This is a genomic window from Aeromonas taiwanensis (genome assembly GCF_000820165.1).
GTDB lineage: Bacteria > Pseudomonadota > Gammaproteobacteria > Enterobacterales > Aeromonadaceae > Aeromonas > Aeromonas taiwanensis.
The window spans coordinates 1-19270 of the sequence record NZ_CDDD01000042.1; the positions used below are offsets into that span (position 1 = coordinate 1).

Annotated in this window: 16 protein-coding genes; 3 read left to right on the plus strand and 13 right to left on the minus strand. The window is 63.3% G+C overall.

Annotation, left to right across the window (positions count from 1 at the left end):
- Positions 1-57 precede the first annotated feature (57 nt).
- Positions 58-2091 carry a molybdopterin-dependent oxidoreductase gene (locus BN1136_RS07080; protein WP_231557843.1) on the minus strand — a complete coding sequence of 678 codons (2034 nt, stop codon included), beginning with the start codon at positions 2089-2091 and terminating at the stop codon, positions 58-60.
- Between the two features lie 302 nt (positions 2092-2393).
- Here BN1136_RS07080 and BN1136_RS07085 point away from each other — a divergent pair, with 302 nt between their 5' ends.
- Complete coding sequence (locus BN1136_RS07085) at positions 2394-2918, plus strand: RNA methyltransferase (protein WP_043762373.1); 525 nt, start codon at positions 2394-2396, stop codon at positions 2916-2918.
- 37 nt (positions 2919-2955) lie between these two features.
- On the opposite strand, the gene BN1136_RS07090 is transcribed toward BN1136_RS07085, so the two are convergent.
- The gene (locus BN1136_RS07090; protein ID WP_043762375.1) at positions 2956-3708 is read right to left on the minus strand and encodes a hypothetical protein; all 753 of its coding nucleotides are present in this window, start codon (positions 3706-3708) and stop codon (positions 2956-2958) included.
- Positions 3709-3895: 187 nt separating this feature from the next.
- On the opposite strand from BN1136_RS07090, the gene BN1136_RS07095 reads away from it, so the two are divergent.
- On the plus strand, positions 3896-4327 hold the full coding sequence (locus BN1136_RS07095) for a universal stress protein (RefSeq protein ID WP_043762376.1): 432 nt from the start codon (positions 3896-3898) through the stop codon (positions 4325-4327).
- A gap of 125 nt (positions 4328-4452) precedes the next feature.
- Here BN1136_RS07095 and BN1136_RS07100 read toward each other — a convergent pair whose 3' ends face one another.
- The 6 genes from BN1136_RS07100 to gpt form a co-directional block, all read right to left on the minus strand.
- Entirely contained in the window at positions 4453-5088 is a 636-nt protein-coding gene (locus tag BN1136_RS07100) for a murein L,D-transpeptidase catalytic domain family protein (protein ID WP_043762377.1), read from the minus strand.
- Positions 5089-5244: 156 nt separating this feature from the next.
- A complete protein-coding gene (locus tag BN1136_RS07105) occupies positions 5245-6498 on the minus strand; it encodes a glutamate-5-semialdehyde dehydrogenase (RefSeq protein ID WP_043762378.1) in 1254 nt (417 codons plus the stop codon).
- 33 nt (positions 6499-6531) lie between these two features.
- The gene (proB, locus tag BN1136_RS07110; protein ID WP_043762379.1) at positions 6532-7635 is read right to left on the minus strand and encodes a glutamate 5-kinase; all 1104 of its coding nucleotides are present in this window, start codon (positions 7633-7635) and stop codon (positions 6532-6534) included.
- 137 nt (positions 7636-7772) lie between these two features.
- The gene (crl, locus tag BN1136_RS07115; RefSeq protein ID WP_043762381.1) at positions 7773-8165 is read right to left on the minus strand and encodes a sigma factor-binding protein Crl; all 393 of its coding nucleotides are present in this window, start codon (positions 8163-8165) and stop codon (positions 7773-7775) included.
- Positions 8166-8227: 62 nt separating this feature from the next.
- Positions 8228-9496: an esterase FrsA gene (gene frsA, locus BN1136_RS07120; protein WP_043762382.1), complete on the minus strand. Its 1269-nt coding sequence runs from the start codon at positions 9494-9496 to the stop codon at positions 8228-8230.
- A 144-nt stretch (positions 9497-9640) separates the two neighbouring features.
- Positions 9641-10108, minus strand: a complete 468-nt coding sequence (gpt, locus tag BN1136_RS07125) for a xanthine phosphoribosyltransferase (protein WP_043762384.1) — start codon at positions 10106-10108, stop codon at positions 9641-9643.
- A 934-nt stretch (positions 10109-11042) separates the two neighbouring features.
- Between gpt and BN1136_RS07130 the strand changes: the two genes are divergently transcribed.
- Positions 11043-12494: an aminoacyl-histidine dipeptidase gene (locus BN1136_RS07130; protein WP_043762385.1), complete on the plus strand. Its 1452-nt coding sequence runs from the start codon at positions 11043-11045 to the stop codon at positions 12492-12494.
- A 617-nt stretch (positions 12495-13111) separates the two neighbouring features.
- Here the strand turns inward: BN1136_RS07130 and BN1136_RS07135 are convergent.
- The 5 genes from BN1136_RS07135 to BN1136_RS07155 all read right to left on the minus strand — a co-directional run bounded on the left by BN1136_RS07135 (position 13112) and on the right by BN1136_RS07155 (position 19233).
- Entirely contained in the window at positions 13112-14113 is a 1002-nt protein-coding gene (locus BN1136_RS07135; RefSeq protein WP_043762386.1) for an ABC transporter ATP-binding protein, read from the minus strand.
- A 100-nt stretch (positions 14114-14213) separates the two neighbouring features.
- A complete protein-coding gene (locus BN1136_RS07140) occupies positions 14214-15251 on the minus strand; it encodes an ABC transporter ATP-binding protein (RefSeq protein WP_043762387.1) in 1038 nt (345 codons plus the stop codon).
- A gap of 10 nt (positions 15252-15261) precedes the next feature.
- A complete protein-coding gene (locus tag BN1136_RS07145; RefSeq protein WP_043762389.1) occupies positions 15262-17079 on the minus strand; it encodes an extracellular solute-binding protein in 1818 nt (605 codons plus the stop codon).
- Between the two features lie 82 nt (positions 17080-17161).
- Positions 17162-18205, minus strand: a complete 1044-nt coding sequence (locus BN1136_RS07150; RefSeq protein WP_043762392.1) for an ABC transporter permease — start codon at positions 18203-18205, stop codon at positions 17162-17164.
- Between the two features lie 2 nt (positions 18206-18207).
- Positions 18208-19233 carry an ABC transporter permease subunit gene (locus BN1136_RS07155; protein ID WP_043762394.1) on the minus strand — a complete coding sequence of 342 codons (1026 nt, stop codon included), beginning with the start codon at positions 19231-19233 and terminating at the stop codon, positions 18208-18210.
- Positions 19234-19270: the final 37 nt, after the last annotated feature.

Genomic DNA, 19270 nt, shown 5'->3' on the forward strand with positions numbered 1-19270 from the left:
GCTGGGCGGGGCTCACCCGCGCCGAATTCGGGCCCCTGCAGCCCCTGGTCTGGCCGTTCACCGCCCGCTGGCCGGAGGGCCGTGACCGCCTGTCCGAGGAGGGCCGCTTCGCCCCCCCGGATGGCAGGGCCCGCTTGCTGCCTCTGGCCCAGCACTTCCCGCCAGCAGCAGGGCCTCCCCGAGCCCGTTGCCAAGGCGCACCAGCTCCCCCTCCCGCACACCGAGCGCCAGCAGGCTGGCCGCTCCCATCCGCACCCTGGGCCAGGGCTCGGCCTCCTGCAGCCGGGGCACATGGCCGGTGCGGGTCATGGTGTGCCACTGATCCCGCAGACGACCGCTGTTGAGGAGCAGGGGGAGGTCCTCCCCCTGCCCGGCGCCCTGCTGCGGCGGGAAGTGCTGGGCCAGAGGCAGCAGGCGGGCCCGGCCATCCGGGGGGGCGAAGCGGCCATCCTCGAACAGGCGGTCACGCCCCTTGGGCCAGCGGGCGTTGACGGGCCAGCGCAGGGGCTCCAGGGCCTCGAATTCGGCGCGGGTGAGCCCCGCCAGGCCCGAGATGTCGAACTGACGCTCCCCCGCGTTCTCGAACCCCGACAGGGCGGCGTGCTCGCAGAAGATCTCGTGCTCGTGCTCATAGGCAAATCCCTCCCCAAAGCCGAGCCGGCGGGCAATCTGGGTCAGCGCCCACCAGTCGGGCCTGGCCTCCCCCGGCAGGGGCAGGAAGGCGCGCTGGCGGCTGATGGTGCGCTCGGAGTTGGTGACGGTGCCGCTCTTCTCTCCCCAGGCGGCGGCGGGCAGCAGCAGGTGGGCGAGTCGCGCCGTGTCGGTGTTGGCCGTCACCTCGGAGACCACCAGCAGCTCGCAGCGACTCAGGGCCTCGCGCACCCGGTTGCCGTCCGGCAGGGAGACCGCCGGATTGGTGCCGAGCACCCAGAGCGCGCGGATCTCCCCCCGGTGCACCGCCTCGAACAGCTCGACCGCCTTGTGCCCCGGCCCGCGCACTATGGTCGGGCTCTGCCAGAAACGCTGCACCCGGTCGCACTCGGCCTCGCCAAAGCCCATGTGGGCGGCGAGCTGGGTCGCGAGTCCCCCCACCTCGCGCCCTCCCATGGCGTTGGGCTGCCCCGTCATGGAGAAGGGGGCCGCCCCCGGCTTGCCGATGCGGCCGCACATCAGGTGGGCGTTGAGGATGGCGTTGGCCTTGTCCACCCCCTGGTTGGACTGGTTGATCCCCTGGCAGAACAGGGTGACGGTCTTGGGGGTGCGGGCAAACAGCTGGTAGAAGCCGAGCAGATCGCTGCGGGAGAGGCCGCAGCTGCGGGCCACCTCGTCCAGCTGCCAGGCGGGATCGTCCAGCGCAGCCGCCAGCGCCTCGAAGCCGCTCACGTGCTGCGCCACATAATCCTTGTCCCAGCCGTCGACATCGAGCAGGTAGCGGCACAGGCCGTTCCAGAGCGTCACGTCGCTGCCGGGCTTGAGCGCCAGGTGGAGATCCCCCTGCTCCGCCGTCATGGTACGGCGGGGATCCAGCACCACCAGTCTGAGCCCGGGGCGGCGCGCCCGCGCCTGCTGCAGGCGACGGAACAGCACGGGGTGAGTCCAGGCGGTGTTGGCGCCGGTCAGCACCACCAGATCGGCGAGCTCGAGATCCTCGTAGCAGGCGGGCACCAGATCCTCCCCGAAGGCGCGCTGATGGGCCACCACCGCCGAAGACATGCAGAGCCGGGAGTTGGTGTCCACATTGGCACTGCCGAGATACCCCTTCATCAGTTTGTTGGCGACGTAGTAGTCCTCCGTGGTGAGCTGGCCCGACAGATAGAGGCCGATGGCTTCGGGCCCCGACTCCTTCGCTATGGTGGCCAGGCGCGCCGCCAGGGTGTCCAGGGCCTCTTCCCAGCCGATGCGCTGCCCCATCCAGCGCGGATAGAGCAGCCGATCCGGGAACGCCAGGCTCTCCAGCAGGCTGGCCCCCTTGACGCACAGGGCACCGCCATTGGCCGGATGCTGCTCATCTCCCTGCAGCTGCCACTCATCCCCCTCCCGGTTCAGCCGGATGCCGCACCCCACTCCACAATAGGCACAGGTGGTCTTCATTCCCTTGCTCCTTGTCACCGACAACCTCCGGGGCTGCCTCATTGCCATGGCCCATAAAAAAGCGTCCGCCCCCCTGCGGGGACGGACGCCTTTGTCCGGATAAGCCTTATTCATCTTGTCCAGGGGATGACTGCAAACACTGCGCCAGGATGCAGGGCCACTCTCCACGGGGCACAGAAGCGCTGGCCTGCGCCGGGACGGTGCAACTGCTCCCTTGTTGGGCCCGTCTGGCGGGAGAGAGCGCCGCGCGCTGGGCAAGGGGCGCGGCGGGGGTATAATGCGCCGCCACAGAGGAGAGCGAGATGAAAGTGTCAGAGAAGGGCGAAGCCGGGCAGCTCAGGATCGATGTTCGGGAGGGACGCGACTATTGCGCCATCGGGCTGGTCAATCCCAAGTCCCCGGAGAACGTGGGCGCCGTGATGCGGGCCGCCGGCTGCTACGGAGCGGACGAGGTCTACTACACGGGGCAGCGCTTCGAGCTGGCGAGGCGGTTTGTCACCGACACCAAGCAGATGGTGGAGAAGATCCCCCTGCTCGGGGTCGAGGAGCTGCTGGACTTCGTGCCCGAAGGGTGTACCCCGGTGCTGGTGGATCTCATCGAGGGGGCCACCTCCCTGCCGGACTATGTGCACCCGGCGAGGGCCTTCTACATCTTCGGCCCGGAGGATGGCACCCTGGAGCCCGCCCGTTTCGCAGCGGTGAAGGAGGTGATCTATGTGCCCACAAAGGGGTGCATGAACCTGGCGGCCTCGGTCAACGTCATCCTCTACGATCGCCTGGCCAAGGGGTTGAGAGCCCAGGGCCGGGAACTGAACGCCGAGGGCTGACCAGGAGAGTGAACCAGCCCGGCCAGCCGTGCAGGGGTCATCTGCCCGGCGGCGGCGCCTTGCGCGCCCTCGCCTCCTGCTCCCGGATAAAGTCCCGGTAATAGTCGTAGAGCCGGTTCTCCCGGTAGATCTCCGCCAGTTTCCCCCCCGTCAGCAGGGCATGCATAGCGGGATCCCAGAGCGCTTTCAACAGCCTGCCTTTCTCGGTGTCGGCAAAGATGGGGTAAGTCGGGATCCAGTGCAGGAAGACCTGCGCCAGCTCGGGAGGGAGGGCCCCCTTGGGATAGAGGGCGTCGTCGGTCAGGTAGTAGCGGTAGCGCCCCTTCATCAGCAGTTGCAGCGCCATGTCGTGGTTGTCTATCTCGTGCCAGTTCATGGTGACCGGGATGAACTTGTCGAAGGCCCAGCCCCGCAGCCAGAGCACTTCCTGCCCTTTCAGGCTTTGCACCCCAGTCCAGTGCGGCAGCCAGCGCTTCTGCATCAGCACGGTCACATGGTCGGCCGAGTCGGGGTAATCCGGTTGATGGACCCCAGACACCTCTCCCCGATAGACCCCCATCGCCATGTCCCCTCCCTTCTGGGAGACCAGCGCCAGCGCCCGCTTGTAGGGCACCAGATGGGATACCACGACATAACCCCGGGGTTCATAGATGGCGCGTACCACGTCCAGATAGACCCCCTCGCCATCCTGCTGACAGAAGCCGGGCCAGTCATCGCAATAGACGTGTATGGTATCGGCCCGGACGGGCAAGACGAACAACAGACAGCACAACAGGAGCAGACGAACCATGTGTTTCCTCGGTGGTGTGGCGGGCGCCAATCGCCAGACGGCACATTCAGGCTTACAGATAGCATAGAAAATTGCCGGTACCACCGGAGATTTTCCTCATTTTGCGAGCGGGTCGAGGGTTATTGTCCCCTCGTTCGGTATGATGAAAACAAGATTCATTAGCAGCCCAACCTGAAGGGAGATTCTCATGCCAACCATCAAATCCCTGCTCTGCCCCGTCGACTTTTCCGAGATGTCCAAGGCCGTGCTCGACTACGCCGTCTTCATGGCCACCAGCCACCAGGCCGAGCTCAAGCTGGTTCACGTGGTCGATCAGCTGCACGGTTTCGACAGCTACAAGATCCTGCACATGACGGCCATCGAGATCACCCACGAGATGGAGCGCCAGGCCAAGAGCCAGCTCAAGGAGCTGGTGGCCTGCCTGCCCATTCCGGCCACCTTCGAGGTGCGCTTCGGTCGCGCCGCCGACGAGATCGTTATCCAGGCGAAAGAGGACAAGGTGGACCTGCTGGTCATGGGCAGCCACGGCCGCTCCGGCATCAGCCATCTGCTGGTGGGCAGCGTGGCCGAATCCGTGGTACGCCACGCCCCCTGCCCGGTGCTGGTGGTGCGCAAGTAACCCCCACCCGAGATGCGAAGGCCAGCATATGCTGGCCTTTTTGCCCTTTGCTGGTCGGAGCGTTTGCCTCAGCGCCGGCTCACGAGTGGTGACGAGAGGCCGCCAGCAAGGTCGTGGACTGCCTCTCAGCCGTGGGCGTAGATGACGCTCCCCCCCTTGATGGTGTCGATGATGGCCCTGGACTGCTCCCGCGGCAGGGCGGGACAACCCCAGCTGCGGCCCAGCTTGTCAAACTTGCGCAGGTGTTTGGGGCTCGCATAGTCCGCCCCGTGTACCACGATGGCCCGCTTGCGGGCATTGCTGTTCTTGCCCGGGCTGAGGCCGTCCAGACGCAGGGAGTAGCCGTGCTTGCCCTGGTAGGTCTCGGCGGTGCGATAGACCCCGAGGGAGCTCTGCCGGGAGTTCATCTGGTTGGAAAACTGGCGGGCCGCCAGCTCCCCCGAGTTGCGCCCGTGGCTGACCCAGGTGTGATAGAGCAGCTTGTGGCGCTTGACGTCGATGACGAACAGCCGGCGCATGGTCGAGGGCTTGCTGTAGTCGATGATGGTGAGGATGGGCTTTCGCTTGTGGCGCACGCTCTGATAACCATCGAGGGCCTGGCGAAACACCTTCTTGTCCAGCTTGCCCGCCAGCCCGAGCTGGCGATAGAGATCCTGATCCCAGCTGGCGTGACTGGCGCTGCTGAACCAGAGCGCCCCCAGCAGCAAGGGCAGGCTCAGCCAGAGACGGCCCAGCCATCCGCTTAGATAGTGTCGCTTCATCCTTGAAGTCGCTCCCCGTTCAGCCGATAGTCCGGCGCCCTGAAAGACGCCACCTCTCGCTGGATAGTTATATGCAAGCCACTGATTGCGCGCAATAAAAAACCATAAAAATGCCGACCAGGGTCGGCATTCAGCGCGGCATGGCGAAACAAAGGATCAGGCACGGCTCAGGTAATCCGCCTGGCCGACCCACTTGTAGCTGGTGAGCTCGGTCAGCCCCATGGGGCCACGCGCATGCAGCATCTGGGTCGAGACCGCCACCTCGGCGCCGAGGCCAAACTGGCCGCCGTCGGTGAAACGGGTCGAGGCGTTGACATAGACGGCCGCCGAGCCGGCGCCGTTGACGAAGCGCTCGGCGTTGACGAGGGAGTTGGTCAGGATGGCGTCGGAGTGACCCGCGTTGTGCTCGCGCATATGGGCGAGCGCCTCGTTGACATCGGCCACCAGCTTGACCCCCAGGGTCAGCCCCAGCCACTCGGTGTCGAAGTCTTCCGGCCCCGCCTCGCACAGGTTGTCGGCCCCGGCCAGCAGCGTCATGGCATTGGGGGCGGCCACCAGGGTCACCTTGCGCTCGTTCATGAGCGCCACCAGCTGCGGCAAGAAGGTAGTGGCCACCTTCTCGTGAACCAGCAGGGTATCGAGGGCGTTGCAGGCGGAGGGGCGCTGCACCTTGGCGTTGTCGATGACCGCCAGGGAGCGCACCAGATCGGCGCTCTCGTCCACGAAGATGTGACTGATGCCGAAGCCGCCGATGATGACCGGGATGGAGCTGTTCTCCTTGCACATCTTGTGCAGGCCTGCGCCGCCGCGGGGGATGATCATGTCCACGTAGCGATCCAGGCGCAGCAGCTCGCCGACCAGCGCCCTGTCCGGGTTGTCGATGTATTGCACCGCCGCCTCAGGCAGGCCGGAGGCGGCCAGCGCATGCTGGATCACCCGCACCAGCTCCAGGTTGGAGTGGAAGGTCTCCCGGCCACCGCGCAGTATGCTGGCGTTGCCGGTCTTGAGGCAGAGGCTGGCGATGTCGATGGTGACATTGGGGCGCGCCTCGTAGATGACGCCGATGACGCCGATGGGCACCCGGCGGCGGGAGAGGCGCAGGCCGTTCTCCAGCACCCGGCTGTCGATTTCGGCACCGACCGGATCGTCCAGGGTGATCACCTTGCGCACATCCGCGACGATACCGGCCAGCCGGGCCGGGTTGAGCAGCAGGCGATCCAGCATGGCATCAGTCAGCCCCGCCTCGCGCCCTGCGGCGATATCTTTCTCGTTGGCCGCCAGGATCTGGTGACTGCGCGCCTCCAGCTCGTCGGCGATGGCGGCCAGCGCCCGGTTCTTCTGCGCCGTGCTGACGGTGGCCAGCTGATAGGCCGCCTCGCGGGCCGCCAGCCCCATTTTCTCCAGACTCATAACGTCATCCTTTTTCTCTTTCATCGGTGCGGCTTACAGCAGCACCATATCATCCCGGTGAATAGCCACGGCACCATAGCCGTAACCCAAGACCTGTTCGATGTTGTCCGAATGGACGCCGCGCAAGCGGTCGAGCTCGAGGTGGTCATAACGGCAGATGCCGCGCGCCAGCTCGCTCCCCTTGGGATCCAGGATGCGCACCACGTCGCCGCGCACGAAATCCCCCTTGACCGCCACTATGCCCTTGGGCAGCAGGCTGGAGCCTTTCTCCTGCATGGCGGCCACGGCGCCCTGATCCACATGCACCTCCCCATGGGGGGGCGGGCCCGCCAGGATCCAGCTCTTGCGCCCTTCCAGGGGCGACGCCAGTGCCGGGAACAGGGTACCCACCCGCTCCCCTGCGGCGAGGCGACCGATCACTTCCGGGATCTGGCCGGTGGCGATCACCACGTCCACCCCGGCCCGGCGTGCCACGTCGGCCGCCTGCAGCTTGGTGGCCATGCCGCCGGTGCCAAGGCCGCTGACGCTGTCGCCGGCAAGGGACCTCAGGGTGTCATCTATGGTCTGCACCTCTTCGATGAGCTGGGCATCCGGGTTGGTACGCGGATCCGCCGTGAAGAGCCCCTTCTGGTCGGTCAGCAGGATCAGCAGGTCGGCGTCCGCCAGAATGGCGGCGCGAGCGGAGAGGTTGTCATTGTCCCCCACCTTGATCTCGGCGGTCGCTACCGCATCGTTCTCGTTGATGACGGGGATGATGCGGTGATCGAGCAGGGTGCGCAGGGTGTCGCGGGCGTTGAGGTAGCGCTCCCTGTCTTCCAGATCGGCACGGGTCAGCAGCATCTGGCCGATGTGCAGCCCGTAGAGATTGAACAGGTCCTGCCACACCCGGATGAGCTGGGTCTGGCCAATCGCCGCCAGCATCTGCTTGTTCGGCAGGGTAGGCGCCAGTGGAGGGTGGCCCAGGTGTTCACGACCGGCGGCGATGGCCCCCGACGTGACCAGCACGACACGGTGTCCGTGTCGATGCAAGGCGGCACACTGCCTGACCAGCTCCACCATGTGGGCACGGTTGAGCCGGGCAGATCCCCCGGTGAGCACGCTGGTGCCCAGTTTGACGACTATGGTTCTGTTTTCCATGGGAACAAAGGGGTCAGAAAAGTAAGGAGTCCCTTTATACCCACGGCCCTGTTGCCCTGCAAGGCAATTAAGCCTTGTGCAAGGTGGTCGGGACAGGGGAGAAGCAGCCCCGCACAACGAGTGCGCGGGGCCAGGGGTCAGGCCGCCGTCACGCTCAGCTCGGCGGTCACCTGCTCGGCCGGCAACAGGGTGCACTCCAGCTGGGCCAGTTTGCCGCTGATGAGCTTGTAGAAGTGATGGAGGGTGCGCTCGACTTCTGCCTGGTGCTTCTTGGGCAACGGCTTGTCGAGCCACTCCCCTTCCGCATTGTAGAAGCCGACCTGATAGTGATAGCTGAAGCGGTGATCCTCCTGCTCCAGCACCAGCCACCAGCCCCAGAATTCCCGCTTGTCAGGCGCCGGCTTGGCGCTGACGCAGACGGAAAGACAGTCGAAGCGGTAGCGCCCCTCTTCGCACAGGTCTTCCCGCAAATAGGGGCCAATGGCCGCGAATTGCCGCAGCAATCGCTTGTAGGTCACTCTCTCTGACATGCTAACCTCCCTGTTGAACAAGCCATACCATCACACGATGATGTTACATTTTTAGTTTTATATCATGTACATAAGTGCTTCTTGAGCCAATCAACCGTCTCCTTGAGCGCCTCGTCATAGACCTCGAGCAGCGGTTGCTTGTCAAACACCACCGCCTTGCCATTGCGGCTGGCGGCGGCCAGAGCCCGGACATCCTGCTCGGGACAAATAAAATCTTTCTTGTGCCCGATACTCAATATCGGCACGGAAGTGCGGCTCCCCAGCAACCCCTGGGTCTTGAGGGAGAAGACCTGGCACTTGGTGCGCAGCAGATCCCACTGGGCAGCATCCGCCCCCAGACGGTTCGCCAGCCCGTCCCGCATCATGCGCGGGCAGCGGGCAAACATCTCCTGGTTGGTAAACACCTGGTTGATACCGGCACCGATGCAGACCACGGTCCGAAGCTTGAAGGGCTCGACGAAGGCGAGGCGGGCCGCCACGTTGCCTGCCAGCCTGAACCCCACCATGGCGATACGCTGGTGATCGACCCAGGCTACCTCCGAGAGGTAGTTGAGCACCGCCTGGTGAAGGCGGCTGGTGTCCTGCACCAGGGGCCAGTGTTCGGCATAGCCCGTGCCCGGCATGTCCAGCGACAGCATGCCGATGCCGTGGGGCTCGAGGCACTTGAAATAGAAGTTGAGGAAGTCGACCTGGAGCGAGTCGATGCCGCCGCTGACGATGACCAGAGGAACCGGTCTGTCGGTGGTGGGCAGGTGCAGATACCCCTGGATGGTCTTGCCCCGGAACGGGACCTGCAGCTCCTTGAGGGGCACCTTGAACAGGCGTCCGGCCTCGCGATAGGCCATGTTGCCAAGCAACTGGGCCTGATCCGCCAGCTCGTCGTGCTTGAGGTGGGGGTAACTCGCGATGGAGTAGTAGCGCACCGCCTTGAGCAAGCTTTTCAGGGCGGCGGCCCGCTCACCCTGTGCCACCAGCTCGCGACCCCGGTTGAAATAGCGGCCGGCAAGCTGGCTCCACTCGTAGACCCAGTTGCCGGGCACGTAGCCCTTGATGGTGTCCAGGTAGCGCTCGTGGGTTCGCTCCCCCTGCCCCATGGCGATCTGGGCCAGGGTCTGCTCCACCTCCACCGGATCGGCCCCCTGCCAGGCCCAGGTCGGGCGACGCAGCAGGCGGTACCAATGGGGAGAGAGGGCGCCGTCGATGAAACTCTCGGTCAGCGAGCCATCCTGCTCGTCAACGGGGCTGGAGTTGGAGATTTCGGAGGTTTCCAATACCTTTTTGACCCGGGTAAACAGCTTTTCCGTCAGGTTGGTATCGTCGTTTGGTTCCAAGATGGTGGCTCTTCTGTCGCAAACAATGCTCCATCTTAACCACTTTTCAGGGCGGGCAGCCACACCAGAAACACGTTGGGCCCCATAAGGGGCCCAATTACACCATCCCGGCACCAGAATGTGCCTGCGGGGGCGGCGTGGCGATTACTCTTCGTCGCAGATCGGCTTGGCGAACTCCAGCGCCATGTCCCAGGGCTGCTCGATCCAGGTGTCCTGCGGAATGGCAACTTCGAAGTCATCCACCAAAGGCTCGCCCATGGGCTTGGCGAAGATGGTGATGAACTTGGCGCGCGGGTAGAGCTCGCGGATCGCCTTGGCGGTGCCGCCGGTGTCCACCAGATCATCCACCACCAGCCAGCCTTCGCCGTCACCGGCCGTGGTCGCGGCCTTGACGACCACCAGCTCGCGCTGGTTGTCGTGGTCATAGCTGGAGATGCAGAGAGTCTCGACATTGCGGATGCCCAGTTCACGGGCCATCAGAGCGGCAGGCACCAGACCGCCGCGGCTGACGGCGATGATCCCTTTCCACTGGCTGACGGGCAGTTGACGACGGGCCAGGCGGCGCGCTTCACGTTGCAGGTTGTCCCAGGACACGTAGAATTTTTTAGGCATGCTGTCGATCTCAACGAGTTATAAGGCAATCACTTAAGAAGCAAGGCCCCCGGCAGACACCGGGGAGCCGGTCAATTCTGGCGCCCCGTTTCCCGAATTTTGCTTGCACGTTTGCCGCCTCAGGGCTGGCGCCTCGGTGGCAAACACGGATGCAGTGAACGCAGGGATTGGGGGTAGCTGGCGGCCAGGTCGGGCAGGATCCCGAGCTCGGGCCGGCTGTTGGGCCGGTATGATAGCACCCTTTATCGATAAAATGCGTGGCAAACGTATGCGAAAAACAGGAAAAGTCGGCCATCTTCCGCCAGTCTGGCGCAGGATGGGACAGGTTTTCGCCAGCAGGGTGCTCATTCGGGTTACCCACACCACATATCAGGTAGCGATCGGGTAAAAAAATAGCAGGGGGAGGATGAAGTCCTCACACGCCTGCTGCTTGACGGGTTGCCTGTCTGCCTCAGCGGCGACCGGCGTAGGGATTCGGGTAGTTGAAGCCCTGGGTATAGAGGGATTGGGCAAACCAATAGGTTGAATTGCTGCCTGACATCATGAACTCCTGATTGCTTAACAAGTTACGTACCTTAATGCGGGTTCAAATCCTTGAACGGACACTCGGTTCCATGGAGGCGCACTTGCTTTGCTTCGGTTCCCTGGAGGCATTCATTGTCATCCTGACAAGTGGGGTGACCACGGCGGCTAATTTACCATCCATCGCCAAAAAGACAATATTTTTGTGATGCAACTCACAAATTCCATGTTGTGCTGACCGAGCGGCACAGAGCAGTGAAGTTCGCCATGCAAGCACCCTTTACCAGCACAAGTAGACCGCTATTTGCGCTGATCGCTCACATTTTTGCGTGATTGACTGTATTATCGTTATCCTCTTCCCCGGCCCGCAGATGGGGCCCCGACAATTTCCATGCTGGTAAGGAGTCCCGACGTGGCACAGCTTAGTTCTCTGTCTCCCAAATTGATTTGGCAATTCTTCGAGCAGATCTGCTCCATCCCCCACCCCTCCAAGCACGAGGCCCAGCTGAGCGCCTGGATAGTGCAGTGGGCCCAGGGAGAAGGCCTGGCGGTCAAACAGGACGCCGTGGGCAACATCATCATCAAGAAGCCGGCCACGCCGGGGATGGAAAACCGCAAGGCCGTGGTGCTGCAGGCCCACATCGACATGGTTCCCCAGGCCAACGCCGATACCCAGCACGACTTCACCAAGGACCCCATCGATGCCTATATCGACGGTGAATGGGTCACCGCCCGTGGCACCACCCTGGGTGCCGACAACGGCATGGGCATGGCCGGCTGTCTGGCCGTGCTGGCCGACAAGACCATCAAGCACGGCCCGCTGGAAGTGCTGCTGACCACGGACGAAGAGACCGGCATGACCGGCGCCTTCGGTCTGGAGGCCGGCTGGCTGGAAGGGGAGATCCTGCTGAACACCGACTCCGAAGAGGATGGCGAGGTCTACATGGGCTGCGCCGGCGGGGTCGACGCCAATATCCGCTTCCCCCTGGAGCGGGTCGCCGCCACCGAGGGTGAAGGGTTCGAACTGCAGGTGAAAGGCCTGCGCGGCGGTCACTCCGGGGTCGACATTCACCGCGGTCGTGGCAACGCCAACAAGCTGCTGGTACGTCTGCTCAAGGCGGCCGAGCCGCTCGGCGTACGCCTGGCCGATATCAGTGGCGGTACCCTGCGCAACGCGATCCCGCGCGAGGCTCGCGCCACCCTGCTGGTGCCCGCCGCCAGCGTGAACGACTTCAAGGCCCTGGTCGACCGCTACACCGGCATCTACCAGAGCGAGCTGGCTGCCACCGAGGCGAACCTGACCGTGCTGCTCAACAGCCAGGAGAAACCGGCCCAGCTGATGAGCGAATCCCTGCAGGCCCGCCTGCTGGACGCCCTGATGGCCTGCCCGAACGGGGTGATGCGCATGAGCGACGCCATCCCGGGTGTCACCGAGACCTCCACCAACCTGGGCGTCATCAAGACGCTCGAGGGGGAAGTCTATGTGCAGTGCCTGATCCGCTCCCTCATCGACTCCGGCCGCGAGAACATCGAGCAGATGACCCGTTCCCTGTTCACCCTGGCCGGCGCCAGCTGCGAGTTCACCGGCGCCTACCCGGGCTGGGCCCCGAATGTGGACTCTCCGGTGATGGCGCTGGTACGCAACAGCTACCAGACCCTGTTCGGCGAGATGCCGAACGTCATGGTGATCCATGCCGGTCTCGAGTGCGGTCTGTTCAAGAGCGCCTACCCGGAGTGGGACATGGTCTCCTTCGGTCCCACCATTCGCGGCGCCCACGCGCCGGGCGAGAAGGTGCACATCCCGGCGGTCGAACGCTTCTGGCAGCTGCTGGTCCACGTGCTGGAACATATCCCGGCCAAATAAGCGTTTTGGTCACGCCTCAAGATGCCCCGCCCCGTGCGGGGCATCTCGTTTCTGCCCCCTCTCAGCCTGCGTCCTCCCGCCTGCCTCTCCCCCTCTTCTCAACACAGAGGCTTGAAAGCGTATCCATAAGCAACCCTGAAATTGAAAACCTTTTCCATGATTTATGTAAATTTACAACACAAAAAGTTGATCCATGTCACATAAACCCCTAGGATCAAACCGTGACCCAGGTCACACACAACCCATGATGACCAATGATGAGGTGAATATATGTTTGAGAATCTGGCAGTGCTGTTCCACCTGAAGGGTGCCACCAGCAAGAAAGGCGTTGAAGAGAAAGTCACTTATGCGCCTGCAACCCGCAACTACTACTTCCGCTATGGCGCCTGATCTCGTTCGCCCGGAAGTTGAAGTTAGCAACGTAAATAAATTACAAAACAATCCAGCAATCCACACTACAGCTACCCCTTCGGGGCGCTGTCCCGCCCGGGCCAGATGTTCCACGGCCAAACCTGAACTCCAACCATGAAGATGGGGCCCGCAGGCCCCATTTTTTTATTCCGTCTCCTCGATGTCGCCGGGTTTCGATACCGGCCGTGACGAGGTGGACACCGGTATCACACCGCCTTTCCCAGTGGTGCCGCCTCCGCCGGAGGCAAGGGGAAATGGCAGGCCACCTGGTGGCTCACCCCGCCGCATGACTCGAGCCCGGGTGAGGTGCTGCGGCACAGATCCGTCGCATAGGGGCAACGCTGATGAAAGTGGCAGCCACTCGGCGGCGAGATGGGGGACGGCACGTCCCCGGTCAGCAGGATACGCTGGTTGCGCCTGCGGGGATCCGGCACCGGAATGGCCGAGATCAGCGCCTGGGTATAAGGGTGACGGGGGGCCAGATAGAGTTCCTGGGCCTCGGCCAGCTCCACGATCCGTCCCAGGTACATGACCGCAATCCGGTCGGAGATGTGTTTGACCACCGACAGATCGTGGGCGATGAAGATGATGGCCAGGTTCATCTCCCGCTGCAGGGTGAGCAGCAGGTTCACTATCTGGGACTGCACCGAGACGTCGAGGGCCGACACCGCCTCGTCACACACCAGCAGCTTGGGTTTGAGGGCGATGGCGCGGGCGATGCCGATACGCTGGCGCTGACCGCCGGAAAACTCGTGGGGGTAGCGATCCGCCGCACTGCCGGGCAGCCCCACCTTGTCCAGCAGATCCCGGACCCACTCCCGCCGCTGCGCCGCCGTGCCCTTGCCGTGGATGATGAAGGGCTCTTCCAGGATCTGCCCCACGGTGTGGCGGCCGTTGAGGGATTCTGCAGGATCCTGAAACACGATCTGCATCTCCTGGCGCAGGGAGCGCATCTCCCTGGGCGAGAGGTGAGTGATATCTTTCCCCTCGAAGGTGATGGTGCCGGCGGTCGGTTCGAACAGCTTGAGCAGCGAGCGCCCCAGAGTGGATTTGCCGCACCCCGACTCCCCCACCAGACCGAGCGTCTCCCCCTGCCTGAGATCGAAGCTGATGCCGTCCACCGCATAGACGGTGTATTGCTTGCGCAGGAAGCCGCCCCCCATCTTGAAGTGCTGCTTCAGGTCCCGTATGGATAATAACATGCTCATCGTGCACGCCCCCGCTCGCCCGGGCCGAAGGATGGCCATGATTCCATGCCCTCCCCGCAGCCGAGCTGCCGTTTCCCATCCCGAACCGACAACAAGATGCTCATATGCTCAACTCCTTCCAGTGGTGGCAGGCCACGGCGTGGCGTTCGGTCAACGACTCGGCCACCGGTATGGTATCCACGCAGAGTGCGGTGGCGTGGGGGCAGCGGTTGGAGAAGCGGCACCCCGCCGGCATCTCGTGCAGGGCGGGTACCTGGCCCTTGATGGTCTTGAGCAGGCTCTTTGGCACATCTTCCAGACGCGGGATCGAGGCCATCAGACCATGAGTATAGGGATGGCGCGGGTGGTCAAACAGCTCGAAGATGTCTGCCCGCTCCACCGCCCGGCCCGCATACATCACCACCACCTCGTCGCACAGCTCCGCCACCACCCCGAGATCATGGGTGATGAAGATGATGGCCATGCCGGTCTGGGCCTGCAGCGCCTTCATCAGATCCAGGATCTGGGCCTGGATGGTGACGTCCAGCGCCGTGGTCGGCTCGTCGCAGATGAGCAGGTCGGGCTCACAGGCCAGGGCCATGGCGATCATCACCCGCTGGCGCATACCGCCCGACAGGTTGTGGGGGTAGGCCGCGAAACGCTGGGCCGGCTCCGGAATGCCCACCTTCTGCAGCATGGCGATGGCGGCCTCCCGGCGCTCGGCCTTGCTGTAGTCGGGTCTGTGCAGCGAAAACACCTCCATCAGCTGATCCCCGACCGTCTGCACCGGGTTGAGCGCCGTCATGGGCTCCTGGAAGATCATGGAGATGCGGTTGCCGCGCACCCTGTACATCTGATCCGGCGGCAGGGAGAGCAGCTCCTCCCCCTGAAAGCGGATGGAACCCGCCACTACCTGGCCGTGGGGCTTGGGCAGCAGGCCCATGATGGCGAGCGAGGTGACGCTCTTGCCGCAGCCGGACTCGCCGACTATCCCCAGGGTCTGGCCGGGGGCGACCTGGAAACTGACCCCGTCGAGCACCTTTATCTTGCCGTCGTCGACGGCGAACTCCACCTCGAGATCCCGTACCTCGAGGATGGGGGCCTGGTGCGGCCCCTCACGACCCCGGGTGCCGAGCAGAGGAGACTCTGTCGCTGCCATCGTCTCTCCCTCAATGATGTGCATAGGTCTTGTCGATCAGGGTGATGGGGGCAAGCACCTTGTCCGCGTCCTTGGCTTGGCGGGTCTCTTCCTTCACCTTGGGATCGATCCAGAGCAGGCCGCCACTGCTGTGGGGGTAGCCGTCCATGGGCCAGTAGAGCTGATCCGGGGTGTTTCGGGTGGCGGGTACCTCGGGCAACATCACGTAGCGCCAGCTGCTGGCCCGCACATAGTTGAGCTGAACCCCGGGCACGAAGATGGCGAGATCATAGATGCGCTGCTGGATCTGGCGGGAGATCTCCGCCCGCTTGCCCATGTCGAACTCGACGTTGTAGGCGTCGATAAGATTATCCAGCTCCTTGTCGGCCACGTTGAACAGGTTGTTGGTCTGGGGCTTGTTGGCGTTATCCGAGTGGAACGACTCCCAATACTGTGGATAGAGGCCGCCGCCCCCCCAGCCGAGCCAGGCCGCCTCGTGTTTCTTCTCCAGCATCACCTTGAAGCCGGTGGCGCCGTCCACCAGGTTGAGCTCCAGATCCAGGCCCGCCTTCTTGGCCTCTTCCTTCAGTACGGTCAGTCGCTTGGAGTGCTCCTGGCTGGTGTAGGTGAGGGCCAGGGTCAGCCGCTCCCCCTTGTCATTCTGCAGTATGCCGTCCGGCCCCGGCTTGGCGTAGCCGCCCTTGGCGAAGTACTCCCGCGCCCTGGCGATGTCGTAGGCGCGCTCGGGCAGGGTCATGTCGGTGAACTCGCCAAAACCCGAGCCGAAGGTGGTGGCCCTGTCATAGTCGCCGCGCAGCACCGTCTCGATCATCTTGTCGAGGTTCATGGCGTGCTGGATGCCGAGGCGCACGTTGATGTCAGCAAGTTTGGGGTTGCTGACGTTGAGGTGAACCCCCTGTCCCCCCTGTTTGGTGTCGGTCATGGCCATCACCTTCTGCACATAGCCCTTCTTGTACTCCGGGGTCACGGCCTTCTCATGCCACCAGTTCGGCAGGATCATCTCGAAGGTGTCGAGCTCCCCCTTCAGGAAGTGGCGGAAGGCGATGTTGTGATCGCGGATCACCTGCACCTTGATGGTATCGAGGTTGAACCTGTGCTGGTTGTAGCGATCGTCTTTTGCCCACCACTCCTTCTGCTTGCTGAAGGTCACGGACTTGCCCTTCTTCACCTCGCTCATCACATAGGGACCCGTGGTCGGCACCACGGCCCAGTTGTACTGCTTCACCCAGTTCGGGCCCATCTTGTAGTAGTGCTTGGGTTGGGGCCAGAGCTCCGTGGTGTTGAGGAGATCCAGCTTGGCCTTGCGGCTGCCCGCCTTCACCAGGATGGTGTGGTCGTCAATCTTCTCCACCGCAACCACCTCTGTGGTGTAGTAGTTGTTGAACCAGGGGCCCTTGATGTCCTTGGAGCGCATCATCTCGTAGCCGAAGGTGTAGTCATCGGCGGTGACGGGCTTGCCGTCCGACCATTTGGCGCGCGGGTCGAGCTTGAAGTAGACGGTCTGGCTGTCCGGCGCGATGGCCCAGGCACTCGCGAGGGAGGGGATGGGATTGCCCGTATTGGGGTGGAAGCTGATGAGCCTCAGCTGGTTGTCCAGGATGAAGGAGCGGAACGCGCCGTTGGAGTCGGGGCCCACGGTGCGAAACGTCAGCGGGAAGCTGTCCACGAACATGGTGATGCTGCCGCCGGGCAGCGCCTTGGGGGAGGCAAACACGGGATCCGTGTCGTTGGTCTCCCACTCGAGATCCGCAGGCAGGCTGGCCGCCCACACCCAGGTCCCGTTAACCAGCAGAAAAAGTGCACCTATCCATTTGATTTTATTGTTCATATTTGACTTCCTGGTCATGCCCCTTCACTGGGGGCTTCTCGATTAAGGGTCATCACTGTGCGGCCATGCCTGGCGCCGCACCTCACTGATAGCGGGTAAACTTGCGCGGGTCGAACGCCTCCCGGATGGCCTCGCCGATGAAGGAGACCATGATGAGCACCAGACTCACCGCCGCCACCACCGAGCTCACGATCCAGATGGCGTCCAGGTTGTTGATCCCCTGGGAGAGTAGTTCTCCCCAGCTCGGGGTCGGCGGTGCCAGACCAAAGCCCAGATAATCCAGCGCCGTCAGGGTGGAGATATTCCCCACCACGGCAAAGGGTGCCAGGGTGACGATCATCATCAGGGTGTTGGGCAGGATGTGGTTGAAGATGATGCGCCCCGTGCCCGCGCCCTGGGCCCGCGCCGCCATCACATAGTCCCGCGCCCGCTCCTTGTAGGTAAGGGTGCGCATGTACCAGGTGATCCCCATCCAGCCGAACAGCACGTTGATGCCCACAAACAGGCCGAAGTTCGGCTTGGCCAGGGAAACCAGGATCATGATGACGTAGAGGAAGGGCACCTGGGACCAGATCTCGATGAAGCGCTGCATCAGGAGGTCAAAACGACCGCCGAGGAAGCCCATCATGCAGCCGATGGTGACCCCGATGACATAGCTCGCCACCAGGGCGATGAAGGCAAAGCCGATGGCGATACGAAAGCCGTAGACCAGGCGCGCCAGCACGTCGCGACCGCTGGTGTCGGTGCCGAGGAAGTGACGCTCCTCAAGGCTCGGGGCATAGGGCGGATAGGCCTCCTCCTTGAAGTCCTGCTCATAGGGATTCCAGGGCACCAGCGGCAGCAGCACCCAGTCCCCCTTCCCTTCCTGGTCAAGCTTGGCTTTCAGCTGGCGATAGTTGGTCTCGTACTCGTAGTCGAGCCCGAACTGCTGGCCCGGGATCACGTCCCCATAGGTGGGGAAGTAGAGCTCCCCCTGATAGCTCACCGCCAGCGCCCGGCTGTTGACCAGGAGCTCCGCCAAGAGGGAGATGATCACCAGGGCCGAGAAGATGATGAAAGAGTAGTAACCTCGTTTTATCGATTTGAAACGCTTGAGTTTTTTCAAGGTAACCGGATTAAGCTGCATGGTTATTCTCCAAACCGCACGCGGGGATCGACCAGGGCCACGCAGATGTCGGAGACGATATTGCCCACCAGCATCAGCAGGGAGGTGATGGCCAGAATGCCCATGACGGTGGGGTAGTCCCGCTCCACGATGGCCTCGTAGCCGAGCAGGCCGATGCCGTCGATGTTGAAGATGGTCTCGATGAGGAAGGATCCGCCGAAGAAAACGGTGAGCACTGACCCCAGGTGGCTCGCGATGGGGATCAGGCTGTTGCGCATGGCGTGATCGGTGACCGCCTTGCGAAACGGTAACCCCTTGGCCACGGCGGTGCGCACGTAATCCGCCGACAGGTTCTCCATCAGGCTGTTCTTCATGGTCATGGTGAGGATGGCGAAATCCCCGATGGCGTAGGCGATGAGGGGCAGCAGGGCGTGGGCGAAGACGGTACGGATCTGATCCCAGCTGCTCTCCATGTATTCGAAATCGTCCCCGGGGAAGCCCCCCATGGGCAGCCACTCCAGATGGAAGGCGAAGACGGTGATGAGGAAGATCCCCACCACGTAGGCGGGCAGCGCATAGGCCATGTAGATGAGCATGGAACTGAGCGAATCGAAGCGGCTGTTGTGCCTGAGCGCCTTCGCCACCCCGAGCGGGATGGAGACGGCGTAGCTCAGCAGGAAGGTCGCGAGCCCGAAGAAGGCGGTCACCGGCAGGCGATCCTTGATGAGATCCCACACCGGCTCGTAGTAGCGGGTCGACTCGCCGAGATCCAGCACCGCCAGCTTCTGCAGCCACTCCCAGTAGGCGATCAGCATGGGCTTGTCGAGACCGTAGAACGCCTTGAGCTCCTCGATCTGCTCATCGGAGAGCGCCTGTGCCCCCTTGCTGCCACTGGAGCGACCGCTCTCGTTTTGCGAGACCTGTGCCTGGAGCAGCATGCGCTCGACCGGGCCGCCCGGCACGAAGCGGGTGATGGTGAAGACGAGCAGGGTGATACCGAGAAACGTCGGGATGATCAAAAGCATCCGACGTAGGAAATACGACAGCATGGTGGAACCTCGTCCTTGTTGTTCTTTTATGGCCAGT